Annotated in this window: 22 protein-coding genes and 1 pseudogene; 10 read left to right on the top strand and 13 right to left on the bottom strand. The window is 70.3% G+C overall.

From position 1 onward, the window contains the following. The first annotated feature begins 393 nt into the window (after positions 1 to 393). Positions 394 to 816 (top strand): DUF5959 family protein, encoded by a 423-nt coding sequence (locus tag ACF06X_RS34285; protein ID WP_392291242.1) that lies wholly within the window; start codon positions 394 to 396, stop codon positions 814 to 816. A gap of 250 nt (positions 817 to 1,066) precedes the next feature. On the opposite strand, the gene ACF06X_RS34280 is transcribed toward ACF06X_RS34285, so the two are convergent. From ACF06X_RS34280 to ACF06X_RS34270, 3 genes are all read right to left on the bottom strand, one after another. After that, entirely contained in the window at positions 1,067 to 2,011 is a 945-nt protein-coding gene (locus tag ACF06X_RS34280) for a DUF2637 domain-containing protein (RefSeq protein WP_392291241.1), read from the bottom strand. Further along, entirely contained in the window at positions 1,929 to 2,210 is a 282-nt protein-coding gene (locus ACF06X_RS34275; protein ID WP_392291247.1) for a hypothetical protein, read from the bottom strand. Before ACF06X_RS34275 ends, ACF06X_RS34280 begins: the two co-directional genes overlap by 83 nt. A 112-nt stretch (positions 2,211 to 2,322) precedes the next feature. After that, on the bottom strand, positions 2,323 to 2,631 hold the full coding sequence (locus ACF06X_RS34270) for a hypothetical protein (RefSeq protein ID WP_392291240.1): 309 nt from the start codon (positions 2,629 to 2,631) through the stop codon (positions 2,323 to 2,325). 705 nt (positions 2,632 to 3,336) lie between these two features. Here ACF06X_RS34270 and ACF06X_RS34265 point away from each other — a divergent pair. Next, complete coding sequence (locus ACF06X_RS34265) at positions 3,337 to 4,011, top strand: HNH endonuclease family protein (RefSeq protein WP_392291239.1); 675 nt, start codon at positions 3,337 to 3,339, stop codon at positions 4,009 to 4,011. Between the two features lie 253 nt (positions 4,012 to 4,264). Next, positions 4,265 to 5,094, top strand: a protein-coding gene (locus tag ACF06X_RS34260; RefSeq protein ID WP_392291245.1) for an IS5 family transposase whose coding sequence is annotated in 2 segments (ribosomal slippage) — positions 4,265 to 4,588 and positions 4,591 to 5,094 — 828 coding nt in all. Because the reading frame shifts where the segments join, the coding sequence is not laid out codon by codon here. Between the two features lie 22 nt (positions 5,095 to 5,116). Here the strand turns inward: ACF06X_RS34260 and ACF06X_RS34255 are convergent. Beyond that, positions 5,117 to 5,440: a hypothetical protein gene (locus ACF06X_RS34255; RefSeq protein ID WP_392291238.1), complete on the bottom strand. Its 324-nt coding sequence runs from the start codon at positions 5,438 to 5,440 to the stop codon at positions 5,117 to 5,119. A 396-nt stretch (positions 5,441 to 5,836) separates the two neighbouring features. Continuing rightward, complete coding sequence (locus ACF06X_RS34250; RefSeq protein ID WP_392291237.1) at positions 5,837 to 6,541, bottom strand: hypothetical protein; 705 nt, start codon at positions 6,539 to 6,541, stop codon at positions 5,837 to 5,839. 390 nt (positions 6,542 to 6,931) lie between these two features. Between ACF06X_RS34250 and ACF06X_RS34245 the strand changes: the two are divergent. Next, positions 6,932 to 7,252: pseudogene (locus tag ACF06X_RS34245) on the top strand (histidine phosphatase family protein); the annotation flags it as partial. Positions 7,253 to 7,604: 352 nt separating this feature from the next. Further along, positions 7,605 to 8,159, top strand: a complete 555-nt coding sequence (locus ACF06X_RS34240; protein WP_392291236.1) for a GNAT family N-acetyltransferase — start codon at positions 7,605 to 7,607, stop codon at positions 8,157 to 8,159. Positions 8,160 to 8,227: 68 nt separating this feature from the next. Here ACF06X_RS34240 and ACF06X_RS34235 read toward each other — a convergent pair whose 3' ends face one another. After that, complete coding sequence (locus ACF06X_RS34235; protein ID WP_392291235.1) at positions 8,228 to 9,055, bottom strand: pyridoxal-phosphate dependent enzyme; 828 nt, start codon at positions 9,053 to 9,055, stop codon at positions 8,228 to 8,230. 143 nt (positions 9,056 to 9,198) lie between these two features. Between ACF06X_RS34235 and ACF06X_RS34230 the strand changes: the two genes are divergently transcribed. Next, positions 9,199 to 9,324: a hypothetical protein gene (locus ACF06X_RS34230; protein WP_392291234.1), complete on the top strand. Its 126-nt coding sequence runs from the start codon at positions 9,199 to 9,201 to the stop codon at positions 9,322 to 9,324. A 63-nt stretch (positions 9,325 to 9,387) separates the two neighbouring features. Here ACF06X_RS34230 and ACF06X_RS34225 read toward each other — a convergent pair whose 3' ends face one another. After that, positions 9,388 to 9,615, bottom strand: a complete 228-nt coding sequence (locus ACF06X_RS34225) for a hypothetical protein (protein WP_392291233.1) — start codon at positions 9,613 to 9,615, stop codon at positions 9,388 to 9,390. A 90-nt stretch (positions 9,616 to 9,705) separates the two neighbouring features. Next, positions 9,706 to 9,936, bottom strand: coding sequence for a hypothetical protein (locus ACF06X_RS34220; RefSeq protein ID WP_392291232.1), 231 nt, complete (start codon positions 9,934 to 9,936; stop codon positions 9,706 to 9,708). A gap of 978 nt (positions 9,937 to 10,914) precedes the next feature. Between ACF06X_RS34220 and ACF06X_RS34215 the strand changes: the two genes are divergently transcribed. The 3 genes from ACF06X_RS34215 to ACF06X_RS34205 all read left to right on the top strand — a co-directional run bounded on the left by ACF06X_RS34215 (position 10,915) and on the right by ACF06X_RS34205 (position 12,761). Beyond that, the gene (locus ACF06X_RS34215) at positions 10,915 to 11,265 is read left to right on the top strand and encodes a hypothetical protein (protein ID WP_392291231.1); all 351 of its coding nucleotides are present in this window, start codon (positions 10,915 to 10,917) and stop codon (positions 11,263 to 11,265) included. Positions 11,266 to 11,381: 116 nt separating this feature from the next. Next, the gene (locus tag ACF06X_RS34210; RefSeq protein ID WP_392291230.1) at positions 11,382 to 11,723 is read left to right on the top strand and encodes a hypothetical protein; all 342 of its coding nucleotides are present in this window, start codon (positions 11,382 to 11,384) and stop codon (positions 11,721 to 11,723) included. 54 nt (positions 11,724 to 11,777) lie between these two features. After that, a complete protein-coding gene (locus ACF06X_RS34205) occupies positions 11,778 to 12,761 on the top strand; it encodes a phosphotransferase family protein (protein ID WP_392291229.1) in 984 nt (327 codons plus the stop codon). Positions 12,762 to 12,819: 58 nt separating this feature from the next. Here the strand turns inward: ACF06X_RS34205 and ACF06X_RS34200 are convergent, their stop codons facing one another. The 5 genes from ACF06X_RS34200 to ACF06X_RS34180 are packed head-to-tail and all read right to left on the bottom strand — an operon-like array spanning position 12,820 to position 18,817. Further along, positions 12,820 to 14,064, bottom strand: a complete 1,245-nt coding sequence (locus ACF06X_RS34200; RefSeq protein ID WP_392291228.1) for an ATP-grasp domain-containing protein — start codon at positions 14,062 to 14,064, stop codon at positions 12,820 to 12,822. Next, positions 14,061 to 15,212, bottom strand: a complete 1,152-nt coding sequence (locus ACF06X_RS34195) for a glycine amidinotransferase (protein WP_392291227.1) — start codon at positions 15,210 to 15,212, stop codon at positions 14,061 to 14,063. The genes ACF06X_RS34200 and ACF06X_RS34195 overlap by 4 nt, the downstream gene beginning before the upstream one ends. Positions 15,213 to 15,238: 26 nt before the next feature. Beyond that, on the bottom strand, positions 15,239 to 16,186 hold the full coding sequence (locus ACF06X_RS34190) for an aspartyl/asparaginyl beta-hydroxylase domain-containing protein (RefSeq protein ID WP_392291226.1): 948 nt from the start codon (positions 16,184 to 16,186) through the stop codon (positions 15,239 to 15,241). 15 nt (positions 16,187 to 16,201) lie between these two features. Beyond that, complete coding sequence (locus ACF06X_RS34185; protein WP_392291225.1) at positions 16,202 to 17,599, bottom strand: hypothetical protein; 1,398 nt, start codon at positions 17,597 to 17,599, stop codon at positions 16,202 to 16,204. Between the two features lie 45 nt (positions 17,600 to 17,644). Then, positions 17,645 to 18,817: a cytochrome P450 gene (locus ACF06X_RS34180; RefSeq protein ID WP_392291224.1), complete on the bottom strand. Its 1,173-nt coding sequence runs from the start codon at positions 18,815 to 18,817 to the stop codon at positions 17,645 to 17,647. A 333-nt stretch (positions 18,818 to 19,150) separates the two neighbouring features. On the opposite strand from ACF06X_RS34180, the gene ACF06X_RS34175 reads away from it, so the two are divergent. Further along, positions 19,151 to 20,590, top strand: coding sequence for a Twin-arginine translocation pathway signal (locus tag ACF06X_RS34175; RefSeq protein WP_392291223.1), 1,440 nt, complete (start codon positions 19,151 to 19,153; stop codon positions 20,588 to 20,590). The last annotated feature ends 43 nt before the right edge of the window (positions 20,591 to 20,633 follow it).

Below are 20,633 nucleotides of genomic sequence, written 5' to 3'. Positions count from 1 at the left end.
GACCTGCTGCAGTGCTGGACCGGCACCTGCACCACCTGCGGCCGACGCCTGCCCCGCAACAGAATCAGGCTGAGAACCTAACGAAGCACTACTAGGCCGTTTCGCTCGGATCACCGAACCCTTGGCATGTGAGCGCGTTCATCGAGTGCGGCGCCGCCGACGGCCTCTGTACCTGGCGTCGCTGAACGTCGAGGGGAGCTGACCGTGGAAAACATCGTGTCCGTGGCTGGCTTCGTAGGTGGCAACGGAGAACGTTTGTCGTGGAGTTTCGGCAGCAGGGGTTGATCAACTGGCTGCGGAATGTGGGTGAGAATCAGTAACACCCACCTCGGCGCCGGGTGTGTCAGCGTGCTCAGGAATGATGCTTCCGTTCGAGGCCGGTGGAGAGGGGCTGTGGTGGAAGACGATCTGGGCGAGCTGATTTATCTGGCCGATCCGCCAGGGACGAGCGGTCATGTTGTCTCGCTGCGGGTGCTGGAGCCACCGTCCCCCGGCAGGGACTTCTTGGACTGCGAGTTCGTCGTGGAGACCGAGACGGTCAAGGGCAGCTTCCCCGTCTATGTGACGTCCGATGACCTCGATGACTGGGAAGAGGCTCTGGGGGCGCTTTCGGGGAATCGGTTCGTGTCGTGGCTGAACTCGGGACGGACGGTGCAGTTCAAGATCAAGCCGGTGAGTCCTGGTGTGATTGGGGTGTCAGTCCATGACGGTCCGTCGTCACAGGTGACGGTCAGCGTGCCTCTCTTTCCGGCGACTGGCTGGATCGATGATCAGCGTGCGCGTCTCGAGAGAGCGCGGCGGTTGTTCTCTGGCTGACCGCCCCATGTGGTGCTGCCCAGTGTGTCGTCAGCAGGCTGCTTGCTATTCGGGTCTGGAACTTGACGGCGACCGCGTCCTCAGCCGCTATGCCGTCTTCATCGCGCAGCAGTCGGCTGCAGCTGGCGCCATTCGGCGAAGGGGTCACGTATCTGACAACGAGGATGGCTCACGGCCTCCGGCCGCGCCGCAGGTGCCACCGATTCGTTAACCCCTGGCGCGGGGGGTGCTTGATTGATGTGTCTCGTGATCACCCCTGGTTTCGATGGGGCTTTTCTCGTCTTGGCCCTGGCACGGCGCCGGGTGGGCCTGTGCTGTCTCGTGTCGGCTGGTGGAGCGTGGCAGTGGTGGGCGGGGCTGGTGCAGGGGTGCGGTGACGTGGGGTGGTTTTGCGCGGTGGCCTGGTCAGAGTGATCTGCCGTACGACTTGCTGGAAGCAGGTGAGCGCGGCCAGTGAGGGCAGTGCCGCCGCGGCCACGTCGGTGAGAGTTCTCGGTGCCTGGGCGACGCACAGGAGCATGGCAAGGGTGGAGAAGAGCAGGACGACGGACCAGGAATGCACCGCGCGCCGCTGGTGGAGGGCCGCGCGCAGGATGGACAGGGAGGCGACCATCCAGGGGCCGTAGACCAGCAGGGGCCACCATCGGAGGGCACCCGTGGGGGTATGGGGCTGTGCGATGTGGCGCAGGGGGGCATAGGCGACCATGCCGCCGTAGACGCTGACCATGGAGACGATGACGGCGGTGACCGCAGCGAGGAGAAAGCTGGCCAGCTGTAGAAGGTCAAGCTGGTGCTGCCGGGCTTTGGCGCGGCGATGCCCAGCGCCGGCGGACCGTACGGGAGGCAGCTCAGTGGTGAGCTTTACCAGGCCATCGAGGGAATCATTGCTGACAGCATCCTCAGACGAAGCAGCCGGGGGCTCTTGCGTGCTGGCGGCGTCTTGCAGGAGGTGCGCCAGTTCCTCGGCCGGATCCCAGTCAGTGTCAAGGGGGCTGAACGGAGCTGGTGGCTGCCGGAAGGTGCCGTCCGAAAAGCCGGACTGGGGTTGTGTCCAATCGGCACAAGCACCTGGGAGGGGATCGGGGCCACCGGTGACGGGCCATCCGTGCGGGTCATACACGATGACTTTGTCCCGTCTGTTCCCCGGCGTAGTCGGCCGAGGGATCTCCCATGGCCGACCGGCGGAGGAAGTCATCCTGGATCATCCCCATCGCCACCAGGAACTCCTCCAGCGCCAAGGACGAGTACCGCAGATCAACGCGCAGCCCTTCCTGCAGCAAGGCAGGCCATGGCCCTGAACCGATCGGTGAAGCGGCCGGTGCCAAGGTCCACTTGCCCAACCGCGTCACCGGGACGCTGTCAGCAACGGTGCCAGCAGCGCGCCAGGGAAACATGGCAGGACCTCTCGCATTCGTCATGCTTGTCCCAACCACCTGGCCCTAGGCCCGGTTGCGCGGCAACTGAGTGAGCCCATGCGGCACATGGCTGATACCGCCAGGCGTCTTATCAGTTCTGCACGCCACAGCGGCTACGCTGCCCTGCTCCGCCGCGGGAGTTCGCCACGAGACCGGCTCGTCGGCGGCCGCTGAGGACGTTGCTGTGGTAGCGGCGCGGCTCGTACAGCCCAGACCCGGCGACCCAGTGGACCACCTGCATCCAGGAGTAGCCGTCCAGCGCGACCCGGCCCGTCGACGTCGACAACCACTGCCGCGCCTCCGGCACGTACAGCGCGGGCAGCACGGAGACCGAGTCGCCGTCGACCGACGCACGCGGGGAAGGAATCAGCGCGGCGACCGGCGCCGCCGTGCCGCTCATCGACCCACCGTCCCTGCCGGGGTGGTGGATACCGCCTGCGTCGTCATCAGGCCGGTGTACACGCCAAAGCGGACGCCCCCCTCAGCAGGCAGAACGCGTGCTTCGTCATCCATCCGTCGACCATGCACGAGGCGGCCTGTGGACAGAGCCCGCTGAGCCCGGATCACCTCCGGCGCTCCCGCACGGCGGGCAAGAATCTTGGAACCCGTCCCGTCACACGGGACGCCGTCCTCGCGGACGCCGCCCTGCCGCCGACATCCGGTGGAGGCACCGATGGCTCGAGGCACAGGCAGGGGGCCCGGAGCTATTGAAGGTAACTCCTGGGTCCCTGCGGCCTTCTGGTCGGTCATCGTTCTGCGACGGCGATGCGAGGAGCGAGGAGATGGTCTCCCCCTCCTTACCGCTCAGCTGCCGTCCATGGGGACTGCCCGGCGTAGGTTCGGTCGGCGGGACCGACTTACGGGGGCCGCCGTCAGGCAGCCGGTCGAGGGTCAGTCAGCAGGTGGTGCCTGAGCAGCGTCGGCGGAACCAGATTGGAGGGGGCAGCGGGGGCTGCCCCGCCGTGGGGGCCACACGCGGCTGCTGGCAGACGTGGGCAACCTGGTGCCGCTGGACCGTTTCTCCGGTGAACCTATTCACCCACGCGGCTGAGCGGCACGCGAAACGCTCAACCAGCTCGACGCCGTGGCCTGTATCCCTGGAGTTGTGATCAAGAACTGCGCCTGCGGCTTCGCCGCGCTCTCCCTGGCCCTGACCCCGCTCGCCGTCCCCGCCACGGCGCACGCCGCCTCGGCCGCCGCGCAGACGTTCCCTCTCACCTACGCGGTCGGCCAGATCCCTGTCGCTGACGAGAGCAGGGCGGGCTACACCCGGGACAAGTTCCGCCATTGGACCAATGGCCTCGATCCGGCCGATGGCTGTAACACCCGCGCAGAGGTTCTCCTCGCCGAGGCGACCGAGGCGCCGGCCGTAGCGGCAGGCTGCAAGCTCTCCGAGGGCGAGTGGCTGTCGTACTACGACGAGCAGGAAGTCACCGACCCGGCGAAGTTGGACATCGACCACATGGTCCCGCTCGCCGAGGCCTGGGACTCCGGCGCCTCGGCCTGGGACGCGAAGCGACGTGAGGCGTACGCGAATGACCAGGACGCAGCCACCAGCCTCGTCGCGGTGACCGCACGGACAAACCGCCAGAAACCCGACCAAGATCCGGCGACCTGGATGCCGCCAGCCCCGGGCGCCACCTGCCGCTACCTCGCCGAGTGGACCGCCACCAAGCTCCGCTGGGGCCTGACCGCCGACCAGGCCGAGATCGACACCCTCAACGTCTACGCCGGCGGCCCGTGCGAGAAGCAGGTCGTCCACTACACCCCGGCCCCATAGACCGAGGCTGCGGTCGAGCGCGGCCCCAGGGCCGCGCTCGACCCTGGTCAGCGGCGGTACTCGTAGCCGTGGAGACGTGAACGGGCGTCGGCTTCGGTGGTGCCAAGAGCTTTAGTGATCTTCGACCAGGGGATCTCGTCGCCACGCACCACGATGCGCGCCGCCTGCGGCCGCAGAGCCAGCTAGAGCGTGTCTCCTTGATGGGTGGACCAGTTGATCGGGCGTGTCTGTCCGGTTAGTGATCACTGATGTGATGTGGGACCGGATCGAGCCGCTGATGCCGCCCGATCCGGTCCGAGGACGACGGTGGGCCGACCATCGCCGAACCCCGGAGGCCATCGCTTGGAAGTACCGCACCTGCTCGCCCTGGCGCGATCTGCCAGAGGAGCTTGGGCCTTTTCAGACCGCGCACAAACGCCTGATCAGGTGGGCCATGGACGGCACATGGGAACGAATCCTCGCGGCTGTCCTTGCAGTGGCGGATGCCGGGGACGAGGTGGGCTGGACCGTCTCGGTGGACTCCACCGTCTGCCGGGCTCACCAGCATTCGGCCGGAGCCAGGAAAAGGGGGCGCCCGGCCGGGCCGAGCCAGAGGATCATGCGCTCGGACGTTCTCGCGGTGGGTTGAGCACGAAGGTCCACTTGGCCAGTGACAGCCGGGCACGACCTCTGTCCATCCACGTCACCGCGGGCCAGGCCGGTGACGCGCCGGCCTTCGAGGCAGTCATGGCCGGACTCCGGATCCCGCGAAGCGGACTCGGCAGGCCAAGAACCCGCCCTACGGTCGTACTGGCGGATCGCGCCTATTCCTCCCGAGCGATCCGTGGGCACCTCCGTCGACGCGGCATCCGTGCCGTTATCCCGCAGCCCGCCGACCAAATCGGCCACCGTCTGAGGCGAGGCCGCGCCGGAGGCCGCCCGCCCAGTTTCGATGCTGAGACATACAAAGAGCGCAATTCCGTCGAGCGGTGCATCGCTCGGATCAAGCAGTGGCGGGGCCTTGCGATGCGGACGGACAAGCTTGCTGTTGCCTACCAGGCCGCACTGCACCTGGCCGCCATCCTGGTCTGGTGCGGCAGGTGACAGTACTCCGACGCGAGCCGGTCTACGGGAGGTCTGTGCTCGGTTGGCGACGCCAGTCCCATCCGGGGTGACGGTCCACCAGCGCGAGGAACTCGTCCGCCTGCAGGATCTCGTGGTGGTTGGTGTCGACAAGACCGTCCACACCAGGCAGGACATCGCGGAGGAAGGCCCGGGCCGCGTCCATGGACTGGCACGACACATAGACCGCGTACGGTTCGCCGATCCGGGACCTCACCTGTTCGAGCTCCTCCGGCTCGTAGTCCGCCAAGATGCCGCCGGAGAGGTCGATGCAGTACGAGTACCCGTGCTGGTGCAGCCTTTCGTCGCCCGTTACGGGGTCCGGCACGAGGTCGAGGGAACGGAGTCGCCCTTCAAGCGACGGGCGTCGTTCCGCGGAGACAAGGATGATCACAGATGGCCAGGACACGCGTCTACCTCCCCGCGCGACCGTAGTCGAGCGGTCTCCTCGGGTCGCTAGATTTTCCGTTCGGCGGGGAGGGTTCTTCGTCAAGGAGACAGGCTCTAACTGCGTTCAACAGAGGACAACCACAGGCTGTCCGCTAGTCACCGCCGCCGAGAAAGCATGGTCAGCACATAGGACGAGGTAGCACTCTGAACTCACCCAGGGCGTTCACCGTCCAGCCCCGGCGCGCACCATGTGGGGCCGCCTGCCTTGACGGCACGCCGTCTGGCAGAGTCTGAGGCCAGCGATCCACGCTGCCGGTCCCGTCCCAGCGGTCGGTCAGGAGCCGGCCTTCGGCTTGAGCGCGGCCGCGACGAAAGCCTTCGTCAACTGGACCGCCGACTGGATTGGCACGGCCTGGCCGTCCGGCGGGAAAAAGTCGAGTTCTCCCGCCGCCCCGTAGTTGGCCCAGAAACACGTAGTCATCGGAAAGGTGTCGCTCACGTTCTGCTGACACTTGAGGAGCAGGTCACTGCTCGTGACCTCTTGCGGTTCGCCCGTGAAGTTGCGGCCGTAGCTCTCCGAGAGACTCACGGAACGCTCGAAGATCGTCTTCAGTGAGGCGACGGGGTCCGCGATCTGCTCGTACAGAGTCGTCCTGGCGGTGAAGACCGGCGCGGACGCCGACATCGTGCCCTTGCGCAGGGTGATCCGCGGGCTGCCGAAGCACGAGACCTTGTCGGCGACGTCCTCTCCGGCACCTTGGAGCTCCTTCAGGCCGTCGTCCCCGGTGACGTGCATGTCGAGGCCGCCTCCGAAGCGGAAACCTCCGTCGCCTTCGTCACACACGAGCCCCTCAAGGGTTTCCGGTTCCTCGACGCCCACGTACCGCGTGCCGGAGTCGGCGGCGAACTTCTCAGCGGCAGGCGTCGACGGCGAGGCGCTCGTGCCCGCCCCGCCGGCCAATGCCGAGCCTCCGCCTTCTGAGTCACCGGATCCGCAACCGGTGAGGAGGGTCCCCACGGCGATCACCGCCACCGCCATACGCCACCTGAACATGCGCCGACTCCCCCGTGACTTCCACTGACGATAAGGAACTGGCGATCATAGTCATCGTCGATCAACTTCAGGAACACGAAGGGGGTACTAACCCTGCCGGCGCCGGAGAAGGCGCTCTGAGGTTGACGCTGCCGCAGGCGACGACGGACGGTCGGATCGCACCACTACGGGGGTCAGGAACATCGGTGTCAGATCACGCGGTGCGCGGCACCCTCGGGAACGGCAGCCACCGGTCCGCCTCAAGCACCATCACCGGCCGTCTTCCACCTCAGTCACCCATCAGTCAGCAGCGTGCTCGGAACGGTCGCAGATGCACCGTGTTCTTTTACACGTGCATCCGTACCTAGCCCGGCACATCCGCGAGTACGCCGACACCTGGCTCAGATCCCAGCCGAGAAGCGCGGACAAGGGCCGGAACTGGCCCGGGCGCCTCTCGCGCAGTTCACCGGACTTGTCGTCGGTGACGAGCCGCGCCACGAACTCGTCGTCACGCACAGCTTCCTCATCGGTTGGCTCGTCCGCGCCGCCCTCGACGCCCCGAAGTGGCGCTGGATGGGTATCAACCACGCCAACGCCGCGCTGACCGTCATCCGCTATGCGCCCGGCCGACCCCCATCCGTGCTTGTCTTCAACGACATGGGTCACCTGCCCGCCAACCTTCGCTGGACCGGCTTCCCTCCCGACCTCCACGTCTGAGGGCAGCGACCCTCAGCAAATCGGCAGTCACCAGATGAAGATCGAGGGACGGTGCCTGGCTGATGGGTCAGCCAGGCGCCGTCAAATGTCGTCGACAAAAACCGCGGATCTTGATTGACAGTGCTGCTCGAGCTCATCAACAAACGCTGTCCGTGGAAGTGAACGAAGCCAACGAGCCGAGCCGCTTGGATGCCCCCGGTGTTGTCAGTGGCCAGCGGTATCGTCCGTTAGGTAGGTGACCGGCGTCTCGGCGGTGATCTGGCTGAGCCGCTCCAGCCACCTCGGGTCAGGCAGGTCGACAAGATCTGGAAGCGGGCCTGGATGGGGCAGGTTTCAGGGCAGGATAGGGGTCATGGATCTCCCCTCCGACGTGCCGCGCATGCGTGCGGGTGACGCGCTGATGTTGCGGCCCTGGCGGCTCGACGACCTACCTCTGGTGCGGGAGGCCGCAGAGGACACGTACATCCCGCTGATCACCACCGTCCCCGCCCCGTACTCTCACGACGAGGGAGTGGCGTTCGTCGAGCGGCAGTGGGAACGGACCGCGAGCGGAAGCGGGTATCCGTTCGTGATAGCCCGGGCCGAGGACGATCGGCCGCTGGGCACGGTCGGGCTGTGGGTGAGCGAGGCTCCGCAGGGGCGGGCCACCCTGGGCTATTGGGTGGTGAAGTCCGCGCGGGGTCTGGGGGCGGCCTCTGCGGCCCTGCAAGCGGTCAGCACATGGGCCTCCGACGGCCTGCGGATCCCACGGCTCCAGCTCTTCGTCGAGCCGTGGAACACCGCATCGTGCCGTGCGGCCGAGCGCGCCGGATACGTCCGGGAGGGGCTGCTGCGAAGCTGGCAGCAGGTGGGGGAAGAGCGCCGCGACATGTACGTCTACGCGATGGTCGCAACCGAGGACCGCTGAAGCGGTACCCGCCCTCCCCCGCCTCGAGCGGCCCTCCTGAGGCAGGGCGAGAGCACGGGTCCGTCCGGTCACCGGATGTCGACCGGCTCCCTCAGATCCGCGGGCCGCGCGTCGGCGGTACCGGCGTAGACGAGGTCCATGTAGCGCTCCCCGCGGTCGGCGAACAGGGTGAGGACCCGGGCCCCGGCAGGCAGCGACGGAGCCACACTCCGCAGGGCGCTCACCACGGCTCCCGACGACGCACCGGCGAGGATGCCCTCGCTCCGCAGGAGCGCGTGGCACCCGGCGACCGCCTCCTCGTCGCGTACGTGGACCACGTCGTCATGCTCGAGCGTGGCCGCCAGCTCCGGGACACGGCTCGATCCGTGCCCGGGCAGTCTGCGGGGCGCGGACGGTCCGCCGAAGATGACCGAGCCGAACGCGTCGACCGCCACAACCCGTAGCGCCGGCCACCGTCCACGCAGACGACGCGCGATGCCCTGGAGCGTGGCTGTGGTGCTCACCGCGGCCACCAGCACGTCGAGGCCGTGGGGAACCTGCGTCAGGATCTCCGCCGCGGTCTGCTCGTAATGGGCCTGCCAGCACAAGTCGTTGGCGTATTGGTTGACCCATACGACCGCGGGGTCCCGGGCCACCAGTTCCCGCACCCGGGCGAGCCTGGTCTCCAGGTAGCCGCCGCCCGCGTCCCGCTCCCAGACCATGTCGAGGTCCGCCCCGAGGCTGTCCAGGATGGCGAGGTTCGTCGCAGAGGTGTTCGGGTCGAGGACGCAGGTGTGCAGCGCCCGGTGCCCGTCGAACTCCTGCTCAGCGGCCACCCCCGAACGCAGCACGGCCGGGCCTGGCAACGACTCCGCGGCCTGGGCGAGCATCGGCTCCACCGGCGGTCTGAGCACCATCCCTACAGCCTCCCTCGCAGTCGCCCCCCTACCTTCCAGAATCGGTCGGGCCAGCCGCGAGCTGGACAGCGGCGCGGCCCGGGTCCCCCGTCCGAGGGGCGGCCGGGGTCGCCACAGCCAGTCTCGGGCCCCTTTGCGGCACGGTGACAGCGAAGGCCGAGCTGTACGAGAAGGCGGCCGCGGCTGGCATCCCGGGCCGCTCGTCCATGAACCACGACCAGCTCACCGACGCCCTCGCCCACACCGGCCACGGTCGGCGCTGGGCCTGACCCGGCAGGGGCCGGGGGCCCGGTCCGTCGGGGTCAGGCCACCGTGACGCGCAGAACGTACGGCTAGCCCGAGCTGATGGCCTGGGCCTGCTCGCGCAGGTCCGCGTCCGTGAAGTCGAGCAGCGCGTCGTCGGCGGCGCGGCGCAGCAGCGGAAGGATCTCGGCGGCGGGCCGGCCGCGGCGGGTTTCGGCGATTTCCGCGAAGGCCCGCTGGTAGGGGGCGCCGTACGTGCTTGCGCTGTCGGCCAGCAGCCGGTCAAGGTGCTGCCGCTCGACACTGATCTCGCCCATGGCCTGCTCCTTACGTCCTCCGGGCGGCCCGGTTCGGGCCCTCGTCTTCGACGCTAGGAGGTGGGTCTGACATTGACCGTTCCGTCGCCGCTACGGCCGCGCCGGAGCGGTGTTCCGGCTGATGAGGTCCTTCAGGAACTCGCGGGTGGGCGGCGGGAGCAGCCCTTCGGTGTCGAGGAGGTGCCACTGGCAGCCGGGGACGAGGTGGTCGAGGAGGCGGAATTGCGCCTGCTGGTACAGGAGCAGCAGGGTGTCGAAGGCGTGCTGCGTGGGTGGCCAGTCGCGCTGTTTCAGCGTGCTGAGCAGGGCGAGGCCGGCCATCGTGTAGCGGCTGATCTGCCACTCCGCGGTCGCCTCGCCCAGACGTCCGGCGGCCAGTTCCTCCTCGACGCGCGTGCACAGCTCCAGGGCCCATTCCAGTACGCGCTCCGCAGTTGACCAGGCGCCGCTGCGAGATCGTCCAGAGGCGCAGTGCGGGCCAGGTCGCGCAGCTGGTCGCGGGCATCGTTCAAGGGGCCGAGGGCGAGATCATCATCAGGCGTGAGGACCTTGTCGGCGGTGTCCGGGGCGTCTTGGCGGGTGGTCTCGACGAGGGACGCAATCGGGTTGGCCACGGCGGTGGGGTTCATCGCACGCAGCAGGTAGCCGATGTCCTCCATGGACATCGTGCCCGGTGATGGTCGCAGAGACCGCAGCCAGCCCGGCCTCCTTCGGCGTCGCGGTCGAGGGGCCGGGGTTCTTGTCCATGGAGGCGAGCTCGGTCGGCGGCCAGGTCTGGCCGCCGGCGCGGGCGAGGCGGGCGATCCCGTCGTCGATCCGACGGGCCCGGGCGGGGACCAGAGTCACGGCCGGGACAGTGTCGTTGGTGCGATCGGCGAGGGCGTCCAGCCGCTGCTCCAGGTCGGTATTCGGCTCGTCGTCGCCGTGGATGGTGATGGTGTCCACCGCCGCGGTGAAGGCGGCCCGTACCGTCTGCTCCGGTATCGGGAGACCTTCGCCGAACACCCGATTAGAGCCCCCCTACCTTCGCCAGGTCACCGCGCGGTCCGCCCGCTCAAATGGCGTCGAGGGCCGGTCACCGCCGCACTCTCCGCAATTGATCTTTAGCAGCGTTAGCAGGGTTGCCGTGCCTCAGTGGGTACCGGCCACCCGACTGCAGGCGGGAGGCTCAACGAGGCCTTTCCCAACGAGGGTTGCGGGGCTAACCCCCCGCTCCCGCACTGTGCCGCCCAGGACGCGACGTCAGCGGCGCGGGCCCCTTCATGCTCCGCCCGTCATCACACAGAGAAGGACACCGACATGCTCACCGACGTGCTCACCGGCTGGACCGCGGAGACCCTGGGCGGCCTCACGCTGCTGGCGGCGGCCGCAGCATGGGGCTGGCTCCGCCGGCTCCGGGACCCGGTCGACCCCGGCGTTACCCCGGCCGCCGGGACCGTGCGGCCGGTCCGCACCTACACGCTGCTCGGAGCCCGGGCCGCCGACGGCCAGCCCGTGCACCTGCCCAGCAGCCGCCCCGCCTGCATCCGGGTCACCTGGAGCAGCCCCACGGGGAAGCAGGAGCAGTTCGAACTGACCGACGCGGTGCTGCCGGACGGCACCTATGCGGCGGAGCGCGTATCGGTGTACCCGGAGCGCGGCGCCCTATGACCGGAGTGCACCTGATCGGCAGCGGATCGGCCTGGCTCCTTATCTGGCGGCGCCCATCCGTGTGTATGGATTCCTACGGGTGTAGGTTTCCATACATCGCATCTTACGGAGGATTCATGACCATGCGGATCACCTTCGACCTCCCCGCCACCTCCGGCGGGTCCCAGACCCTCGACCTCCCCGACGACGTCGTCCTCGCCCTGTACGAGGGCCTCACGAACAGCCAGGACATCACCGACCCCAAGGCCGAGGACTTCGACGAGCTCCTGACCTCCACTAGCCTGCTCAGTCGGCTCATCACCCACCTGACCCTTTCCCGCGAGCGTCACATCGCGGCGGCCGATGCCACCAGCCCGCACGCCAACCGCCGGGCCATCGGCATCGCCGCCGCGATGCAGCCCTCGCAGCTCGGTGTCGTGCTGGAACGCAACGGCCGACCCCGCAACCGCAAGGCCTGACCAGCAGACTCCCGCCCAGCTCCCCGAAGTCCTCACAGCCCGGAAGGAAGTCCCGTGGAACTCCACGTCATCGAGCGGTCCGCCAACGCCTTTCAGCAGGGCCTCACCGACCGCCAGATCCAGGCGGTCGCCCAGCGCGCCTTCGGGCCCGGCACCGAGGTCCGTTCCGCGACGGAGCTGGGCGGCGGCATGTACAACACCACCTACCGCATCGACCTGGCCGGCCGCACGGAGCCGGTCGTCCTGCGGGTGGCACCCGAACCGGCCCGCCAGTTCCACTCCGAGCGGGAGCTGATGCGCGCGGAGTACGCGTCGGTGCCCTGGCTCGCGCCGATCGCCGACTTGATGCCGCGGGTCCTGGCGTCCGACTTCACCCAGTCCGTCATCGGCCGGGACTGGATGATCCAGTCCTTCCTGCCCGGAACTCCTGCGCCGGAGCTGCTCGGCTCGTACCCGAAGGAGACCCACGCGGCGTTCTTCCGGCAGATGGGCGAGATCACAGCGGCCGTGCATGCTGTCGCCGGGCCCTGGTTCGGCCCGGTCAACGGCCCCGGGCACGCGCGTTGGAGTGAGGCCGTCGTCGCGTCGCTCCACCTGATCGCCGAGGACGTCGCAAGCTGCGGCCTGGACGCGACCGACCTCCGCAAGGCCGCTGACGCCGCCCAGGCCGGCGGGCAGGTCCTGGACGAGGTGACGGTGCCGCGGCTGCTGACCGGGGACCTGTGGACGGTGAACACGATACTCGCGGCCGCTCCGGTCCCGACGATCTGCGGTGTCCTGGACATGGACCGCACCTGGTGGGGGGATCCGGAGGCGGACTGGACGATGCGGATGGCCCGCGCGAAGCAGGACGCCCGCACAGCGTTCTTTGACTCCTACGGCCGCGCGGCGGAGACCGAGAACAGCGTGTGGCGGCAGTGTGTGTACGAGGTGCGCCACCTCGGCGCGCTGCGCCTGGAGCGTCACCGGCTCGGTAACGAGGCCGGCGTCGAGGACTCCTACCGGGCGGTGGCCGAGGAGCTCGCCGCGCTGACCTGACCTCGGGCACACCGGAGGGGCGCCACCCATGGACCTGGGTGGCGCCCCTCCGGTGTGTTCAGGCGGGATGCGGTTCGACCACGATGCGGATGTCGTCGAGGAGTTGGGCTGCGCGGGCCTGGGTGGTGCGGGCGTCGGGGCTGACGACGATGAGGCTGCCGAGCCGTCCGGCGTTGGTGTGGGTGGGGCCGACCGGGTCGCCGGGGCGGGCGCGGAGCCGGACGAGGGGGGTGTTCGGGCCGGGTCTGGGCAGGCCGGTGACTGCGGTGAGGCGGCCGGCGGTCGGGCTGGTGAGGAAGCGGACGGTGGCGTGGTGGCGTCGAGCGGGGGTGAGACGGGCGGGGCGGCCGAGGGCGATGTCGAGAAGGGCGGTCCAGGGGTTGATGCCGAGGGCGTGGTGGAGGAGTTCACCGATGTGGCCGGCGCCGATGCGGGCCGCGGTCTCGATGACGTACGGGCGGCCGGTGGGGGTGACGATGACCTCGGTGTGGGAGGCGCCGTTGCGGATGCCGACGGCGCGGACCGCCTTCGCCGTCTCCTGGTGGATTGCCTGTTCCACTGCGGGCGGGAGCTGGGTCGGCAGGGTGTGGGCGAGTTCGACCCGGTGGGTGCCGCGGGTGGTGGTCTTGGTGGTGATGGCCAGGTGGGTGGTGCGCCCGAGCTGTGTGAACGACTCGACGCTGTACTCCCGCCCTGGGATGTACTGCTGGAGCAGCACCGTCCGTCCGGACTGCCCCGCGTACATGCCCGGCGCGGTGTGGGCGTGGTGCCAGGCGGTTTCCGCGTCCTGGAGGCGGGCCAGGACGGTGACGCCCTGGGAGCCGGCGGCGTCGGCCGGCTTGATGACGACGGGGAGCCGCATGCCGGGCCGCAGGAAGCGGGCCCGCAGGGCGGCCGGGGTGGTCAGGGTGTGGGTGCGGGGCGCTGTGACGCCGGCGGCGGTGAAGGCGGTGGCCATGGCAGCCTTGTCGCGGGCCGCGTGCGCGCCGGCGGGGTCGTTGCCAGGCAGGTCCAGCAGGGCGCACGTGTGGGCGGCCAGCGGGGTGAGGTACTCGTTCGTGGTCAGGACGGCGGCGGCGTTGATGCGGCGGGCGTAGGCGACGGTGTCGGCGAGGGCCTGCTGCGGGTTGGCCAGGTCGGTGGTGAGGGTGCCGGCGAGCAGGGCGTGCAAGGCCGGGCTGTAGCCGGTCAGGGCCTCGGTGGTGGTGATGGCGTGGACGGGGTGGCCGGAGGCGGCCGCGGTCCGGGCCAGGTGCCCGGACTCGGGGCCGGCCGCCTCCAGGAGCAGGACGGGGCGGTTCACGTGAGGTAGTCCTCGCAGGCGCCGTCGCGGCGGGTGTCGAGGGTGAAGCAGTGGAAGCCGCCGCCGAACAGGCGCCGGTGGCGGTGGCGTACGGGGACGATGGTGAAGTGGGCGGCTTCGAGGGTCTTGATCAGGCCGGTGCAGTCCTGGTTGACCAGGACGGTGTCCTCGTCGACGGAGAGGACGTTGAGGTCGATGTAGGGGCTGGTCAGGACGAGGTCGGCGTCCCCGTAGGCGGGGAAGGCGCCGGTGTCCGGCTGGGGCGGGATGATGAATTTCCAGCTCTGCAGTGGTTCGGGGAGCATGTCGCGGAGGCCGTCGTGTCGGGCGAGGAACACGCCGGGGCGCAGGGCGAGGAGCATGGAGTCGATGTGGTTGTCGGCCATGCGGTACACGCGGTGGATCCGGTAGCGGCCGGCCAGGTGGCGCTCCAGCCAGTCGACCCCGCGGGCGTGATTGGACTGGGCGATGTTGACCACCAGGTCGCGGCCCAGGCGCAGGACCTGAGCGCCGTCGAGCATCATCTCGTACCCGACGTCGTACGGGCTGGGCTGCGGGGCGTTGATGGGTTCGGTGGGGCCGCCGAGGGTGGTGGTGGCGTCGCGGGCGTAGGAGAGGTCGAAGCTGGCGTCGGTGAGGGTGGGGCGCGGCATCGTGGTCCAGCGGGCGCCGGCCTGCCAGTAGCCGGTGAACACGCCCGCGAGGAGGCGGGTTTCCAGGTAGCGGGCACGGATGGCGGGCGGGGTCTCGATGATCTCGTCGCCGAGGATCAGGGTGTTGTCGCGGATGTTCAGGGCGGGGACCGGCGGTGCGCTCCAGCCCAGTCCGGCGATCGGGGCAGGGTCGGCGGGCAGGGGGATCGGCCGGTGGACGGTGATGCCGAGGTCACCCAAGACCTTGGCGAGGTCTTCGACGTCCTCGGCGAGCTCGGTCGCGTAGCGGCGGTTGATGGCCCACTGCTCCGGCCGCGCGTCGGCCTCGGTGGTGGAGACGAGGCGGGGGTAGGCCCAGTCGGAGCGGAAGCCGGTGAGGTTCTCGTGGTGGAACAGCTCGAAGGACACGTCGCGGTCGTGGCCGGTGTAGTTGACGGCGGACCCGACGACGACCTCTCGCAGGCGGGTGAAGTCGTCGTGGCTGTTCAGGGGCATGGGTGAGGTTCCTTCGTCTCGCTGGTTCAGGCGGCGGTGAGGGTGCGGTAGATGTGGGTGCGGCCGTGGCGGGCGTGGAGGACGGCGCCGCCGTCCGGGGTGGGGGCGAGGGTTCGGGCCTCGCTCCAGGCGTTGAACCGCCACTCCCCCGGGCCGGCGGGCAACAGCGCGAAAGTCCGCTCAGCGGTGGTGAGCGTGACGTGGTCGTCGGCGTGGTCGAGGCAGGCGGGTGCCAGGTCGCCATCGAGGGGGCGGTCGTGGCTGAAGTCGGTGAAGCCGGCGGGGAGGTGGAGGGTGCGGGGCAGGCCGGCGGGGGCGGTCCGGTCCAGCGGGGTGGGGTGGTTGATCAGTGCGTCGGCGTCGGCCAGCTGCTCCTGCCAGGCCGGCGGGAACAGCGCGGCGAGCTCGCTGGTGAACAGGACGTCGATGACGGCGTGGACGCGGGTGGTGGTGCCGAGGTTGCGGACGGCGTGCTCGCGGGAGAAGTCCCCGTACCAGAACTCTCCGGGCTGCCAGGTGTGCTCGGTGCCGTCGAGGTAGAGGACGGCGTCGGGATTCGTGGCCAGGGGGATGTGGAGGCGGGCGCAGCCGCGGGCCAGGCTGTACTTGGGGTCGCAGTGCCGCTCGCCGACCGCGTTCGGTCCGAGGGCCATGAGGCGGGCCGCGTTCAGCGGGGCCGGGATGCCGGCGAGGACCTGGGCGAGGTAGGGCATGCGGTCCAGCCACCCGGTGGGGGCGTAGGTGTCGGGGCCCGGGCCGCCCGGGTCGGTGCGGGCGGGGTCGCCGTTCGGTGCGATCAGCGGCAGGACCCGCCAGTCGATGTCCGTGACGGCGCCGAGCAGACCGCCCGGGGCACGGCCCTGCTGGAGGTCCCAGGTGTGGCTGGTGACCTGTTTGAGGTTGGCGGCCAGGCGCTCGGCGTCCAGGGGCTGGTTCAGGCGTGCGGCGGCGGGCGGCAGGGGTGTGGTGGTCATCGGGGCGGGCTCCGTTCAGGAGGAGAAGGCGGTGACGAGGCCGACGTGGTGGGCGGGGTCGAAGGCGCTCTGCGGGCGGGTGGCGAAGCGGGCGTCGAGGCGGGCGAACGGCTCCTCGTGGCCGGTGGCGGGGTCGTAGGCGAGGCAGAAGACGAACTGTGCGCCGTCCGGGCCCGGGGTGATGGGCATGGAGACGATCACCCCGGTGCGGGTGGCGGGGTTCCAGGCCAGGTCGAGGTCGGTGAGGGCCTGGTGGAAGGCGGTGGCGTCGGGGACGTGCCAGGTCGGGGGGACGTGGTACTCGACGACGGCGCGGGCCGGGCGGGCCGAGGTGTCGACGATCCGGTGCGCGATGACCTGGTAGATGTGCAGGCTCCCGGAGACCTGGGCGTTGACCTCGGTGAAGTAGATGCGGCCGTCGGGGGTGGTGATGGCGTCGGCGGACAGGTGGCCGCGGTAGCCGAGCGCGCGGTAGGCCTCGGCGAGGCGGGTGCCGTCGTCGACCAGGCGGGCGTGCAGCAGCGGGTCCAGGCCCTGGAGCGGGACGGTCTGGTGGGACAGGCGGCGGCCGACGTAGTGCAGGCGGCCCTGCTCGGTCGGGCAGGTGCCGGAGTCGTCCGCGTAGTGCTCGGAGTAGATCGCCTCGGCGTTCGGCGCGAACGCTGCGACGACCACGGGGTGGCGGCCGTCGGCCGACGCCCAGTCCCAGCGCTCCTGCCAGTAGGCGGCGACGCCGGCCGGGCCGGGGGCGAGGTGGTGGAGGTGCCGGGCGCCGACGTGGTCGGTGGTCAGGTGGCTGTCGGGGGCGAGGAGGATCTGGTTGCCGACGCCGGCGCCGTTGTGGGCCTGCTGGACGACCACCGCTTCCGCCTGGTCCAGGAGCCGGTACGTGGCTGCCACCGCCTCCGCACGGGAGCGGCAGACCTCCCCGGGAACGGTGGGGACGCCGGCGGCGGCGGCGAGGGCCCGGAAGTTGGCCTTGTTGTTGCCGATCTCGCCGCCGCCCTGTGCGAAGTACGCCGCGCCGGGCATCCGGTCGGCGAGTCCCAGAGCGGTGGCGAAGCGGGCGACGGACGCCGAGGGCCACAGGGCGAAGATCTCCCCGACGGCCTGGGGGCCGCCGGCGGGGCGCAGGGCGGCGCGGAGCTGGTCGAGGAAGGCGGGGTCGGTGAGGGATTCGGGGTGCAGGAGCATCCCGCCGTTGTGGCCGGGCGGGGTGGTCAGGACGGTGACCTCACCGGGGCCGGTGCCGGTGAGGGTGAGGGCGTAGTCGAGGAAGGCTGGGTCGGGTTCGGTGCACAGGATCAGGAGGTCGCCGGGGCGGGCGAACCAGGCCAGGCGCTGGGTCCAGGCCCGCATGTCCGTACGTGCGCGGATCGCGGGGTCGATGTGGTTGCCGATCAGGATGCGCAAGGGGGTCTCCGAGCAGAGAGAAGCGGGGCGGCGAGTGCGCTGTGGTCAGGGGTGGAGGGTGGCGGGGAGTGCGGCGAAGGAGCGCATCGTGGCTGACGGCTGCCGGCGGGCCCTTCCGGACAGGCGTAGCGGGGTGGAGTGGGTGCGCAGGGCGTCGAGGGCGGCCCGTAGGCAGGCCTGGGCGGCGCGGGTGCCGATGCAGGAGTGGGTGCCCCAGCCGTAGCCGAGGTGCCGGTTGTTGCGGCGGTCCAGGAGCAGCTGGTCGGGGTGGGGGAAGCGGGCGGGGTCGCGGTTGGCGGCGGCGAAGAGCAGCACCACCGGGTCCCCGGCCGGGATCGGGATGCCGGCGATCGTGGTCTTGCGGGTGGCGGTGCGGCTGGTGCCCTGGACGGGGCCGTCGAAGCGGACCAGTTCCTCGGCCGCCTTCGGCACCATCCGCGGGTCCGTACGCAGCTGTTCCTGTGCTTCGGGGTGGGCGGTGAGGGTGTGCAGGGCGTTGCCGAGGGCGGCGGTCATGGTGCTGTATCCGCCCTGGAACATCACCCGCGCGGTGTTGCGGACGAAGAGCTCCTCGGTCTCACCGGCGCCGGGCGGGGTGTGGGCGCGGACGTGCGCCAGGAGACCGGTCGGGCGGCCGGTCTCGGTGAACCAGGAGTCCACGAGGGCGGTCAGTTCCTCGCGTGCCTGGCGGCCGGGCTCGACCAGGGCGGGGTCGAGGCCGCCGTCCATGCTGCGCATGATCGCGTCGGAGGCGGCGGCGAACTCGGCGAGCGGCGGCTCGTCCACGCCGAGCAGGTCGCAGACCACGGACAGGGAAAGCGGGGCGGCGAGCTCGGCCATCACCTCGAACGACTGCCGCTCGGCCGCCGCGCGCAGAAGGCTGGCGGCGCGGTCTCGGGCGCGGGCCTCCAGGTCCGGCAGGTCCTGGGCGCGCAAGGCGTTCATGAAGAGGGAGCGCACGCCGGCCTGGTCGGGCGGGTCCAGGGACTGCACGCTCAGGCTCGCCGCGGGCACCTGCTGGCCGGTCCGGCGCCGGTCGCGGGCGAACGTGTGGTGGTCGCGCAGGACGGCCGTGCAGTCGGCGTACCGGGTGACCAGCCAGGAGGACATGCCGTCGTGCCAGGACACTGGGGCCTGCTCGCGCAGAGCGGCCAGGACCGGGTAGGGGTTGTTGACGGTGGCGGGGTCGAGGGGTTCGTAGGTCAGCACCGGCAGCACGAGCGTCTCCAGGTATTCGCGGGGCGGGCGGCACAGGGGCCCGGGCCCGGCCGACAAGGCCGGACCCGGGCCCCCGCCACGGGGGACACAGCAGGTGATCAGTGGTCGTAGGACATGACGGGGTCACCCCCCTTCGTCCTCGGGATCCGCAGCCCGGTCGGGCTCGCCTCACCAGATTCCGCCCGCACCTGACCCGCCGTCATTGCCACCAGAACGCCGCGACATTGCGGGGCACCCTCAATACGAGGCCAGGCAGTGACCGAGTGGTGTCGCCCTGTCACAGGGGTGGGCTACGGTTGCTGTCCCGATATCCCGCTCCCGCCGGGGGTGCCCATGGCCGCCGCCATCACCCGCACACGCCGCGCCACCATCCAGAAAGAGGCAGCCGGCATCCGGATGCGCTGCCAGCGCGAACGCCTCGACACCGAACAGACCGCCGCCGAGATCCGCCGCGCCCTGCCCGAGGTCCAGCAACTGGAGGCCTGGAGGCTCGCCCTGGGCTGGTCCCGCTCCGAGACCATCACCCAGGTCAAGGCCCAGTACGTCGCCGACGGGCTGTTACCGCGCAGCCTGTCCGACCCGATGCTGTGCCGGTGGGAACACGACCCTGGCGAGCGCCCCGACCGCGAGTACACCGTCATGCTCTGCCGCGCCTACGGCGCCACCCCCGCCCAGCTCGGCCTGGGCTTCGCCGAACAAGTCTTTCCGGAACGCGAGTTGTCCACCGTGATCCGGTACGGTCGGCCCGAGACCGACACGTGCAGCGCTGGCGCACGGGAAATGGTGGTGCACATGACCACAGCCGCCGGCCTTCCGGCCGTCCGTGAATCCCTCCAGCTCGCCCTCCTCGCCGACCCCCACGGCAGCGCTGAGGTCGCCGAGCTCGCGGACGCGGCCGTCGAGCACTACGCCCTCACCTACCCCAAGCACCCCGCGTACCTCCTGTTCGAGGAAGTACGGGCCGCCCGCGGCCTGCTCACCGACTGCCTCGTCACCGGCCACGTCCCCGAGCAGGTCGCCGGCGGACTCCACCGCAACGTCGGCTGGCTCTCCGCCCTCATGGGCAATCTGGCCTTCCACCTCGACGACCACACCGGCGCCCGCGCCCACCTCGCCACCGCCACGGCCTACGGCACCCGCACCGACGACGCACGGCTGACCGCCTGGGCTCTGGGCGCACAGAGTATGGTCGCCCGCGCCGAGAACCGCTACGAGACGGCTCTCGCCTTCGCCGAGCGGGCCGTCGCCCAGGCCCCCGCCGGCCTGCCGAAGGCCCAGGCCCACGCCTGGGCGCAGCTGACCTCCCTCGCCGGTCTCGGCCGGGAGCACGAGGCCGACACTGCGCTCGCCGCGGCCGCGCGCGAACTCGAAGCCGATCCCGTGGGGTTCGCCCCGGGCCGGTTCGGGTTCGACGCCGCCGAGTACACCCTGCACCAGGCAGAGTCCGCCATCGCCCTCGGCCACCACAACCGCGCGCGTACTGCTGCCGAAACGTCCATCGGGTCCACCGCTGTGGCCACCCCCGGCTGGGCTGCGGCCACTCTGGTGCTCGCCCAGGCGGAGGCGCCCACCCAGCCCGCAGATGCCGCGCAGCGGGCCCTGGACGTCCTGGCCCAGGTCCCCGCTGCCCGGCTCCGTTCGACATCACGCGCCCGCCTCGCCCGTCTCGACCAGGCCCTGACCGGGGTCTCAGCTACGGGAGTCGGCGACCTGCACGAACGTGTCCGTGTACTCGTCCCCCTGATCGACAACCACGGCAACGCCAGCACCTGACACCAGCCGCGCCCTACTCTTCCGCACACGGCGTTTGCGGTCT

The sequence above is a fragment of the Streptomyces sp. NPDC015346 genome (assembly GCF_043078785.1).
In the GTDB taxonomy this organism is placed as follows: domain Bacteria; phylum Actinomycetota; class Actinomycetes; order Streptomycetales; family Streptomycetaceae; genus Streptomyces.
The sequence above is the reverse complement of the archived record's forward strand: the minus strand, read 5'-3'. Positions and strand labels throughout refer to the sequence as shown.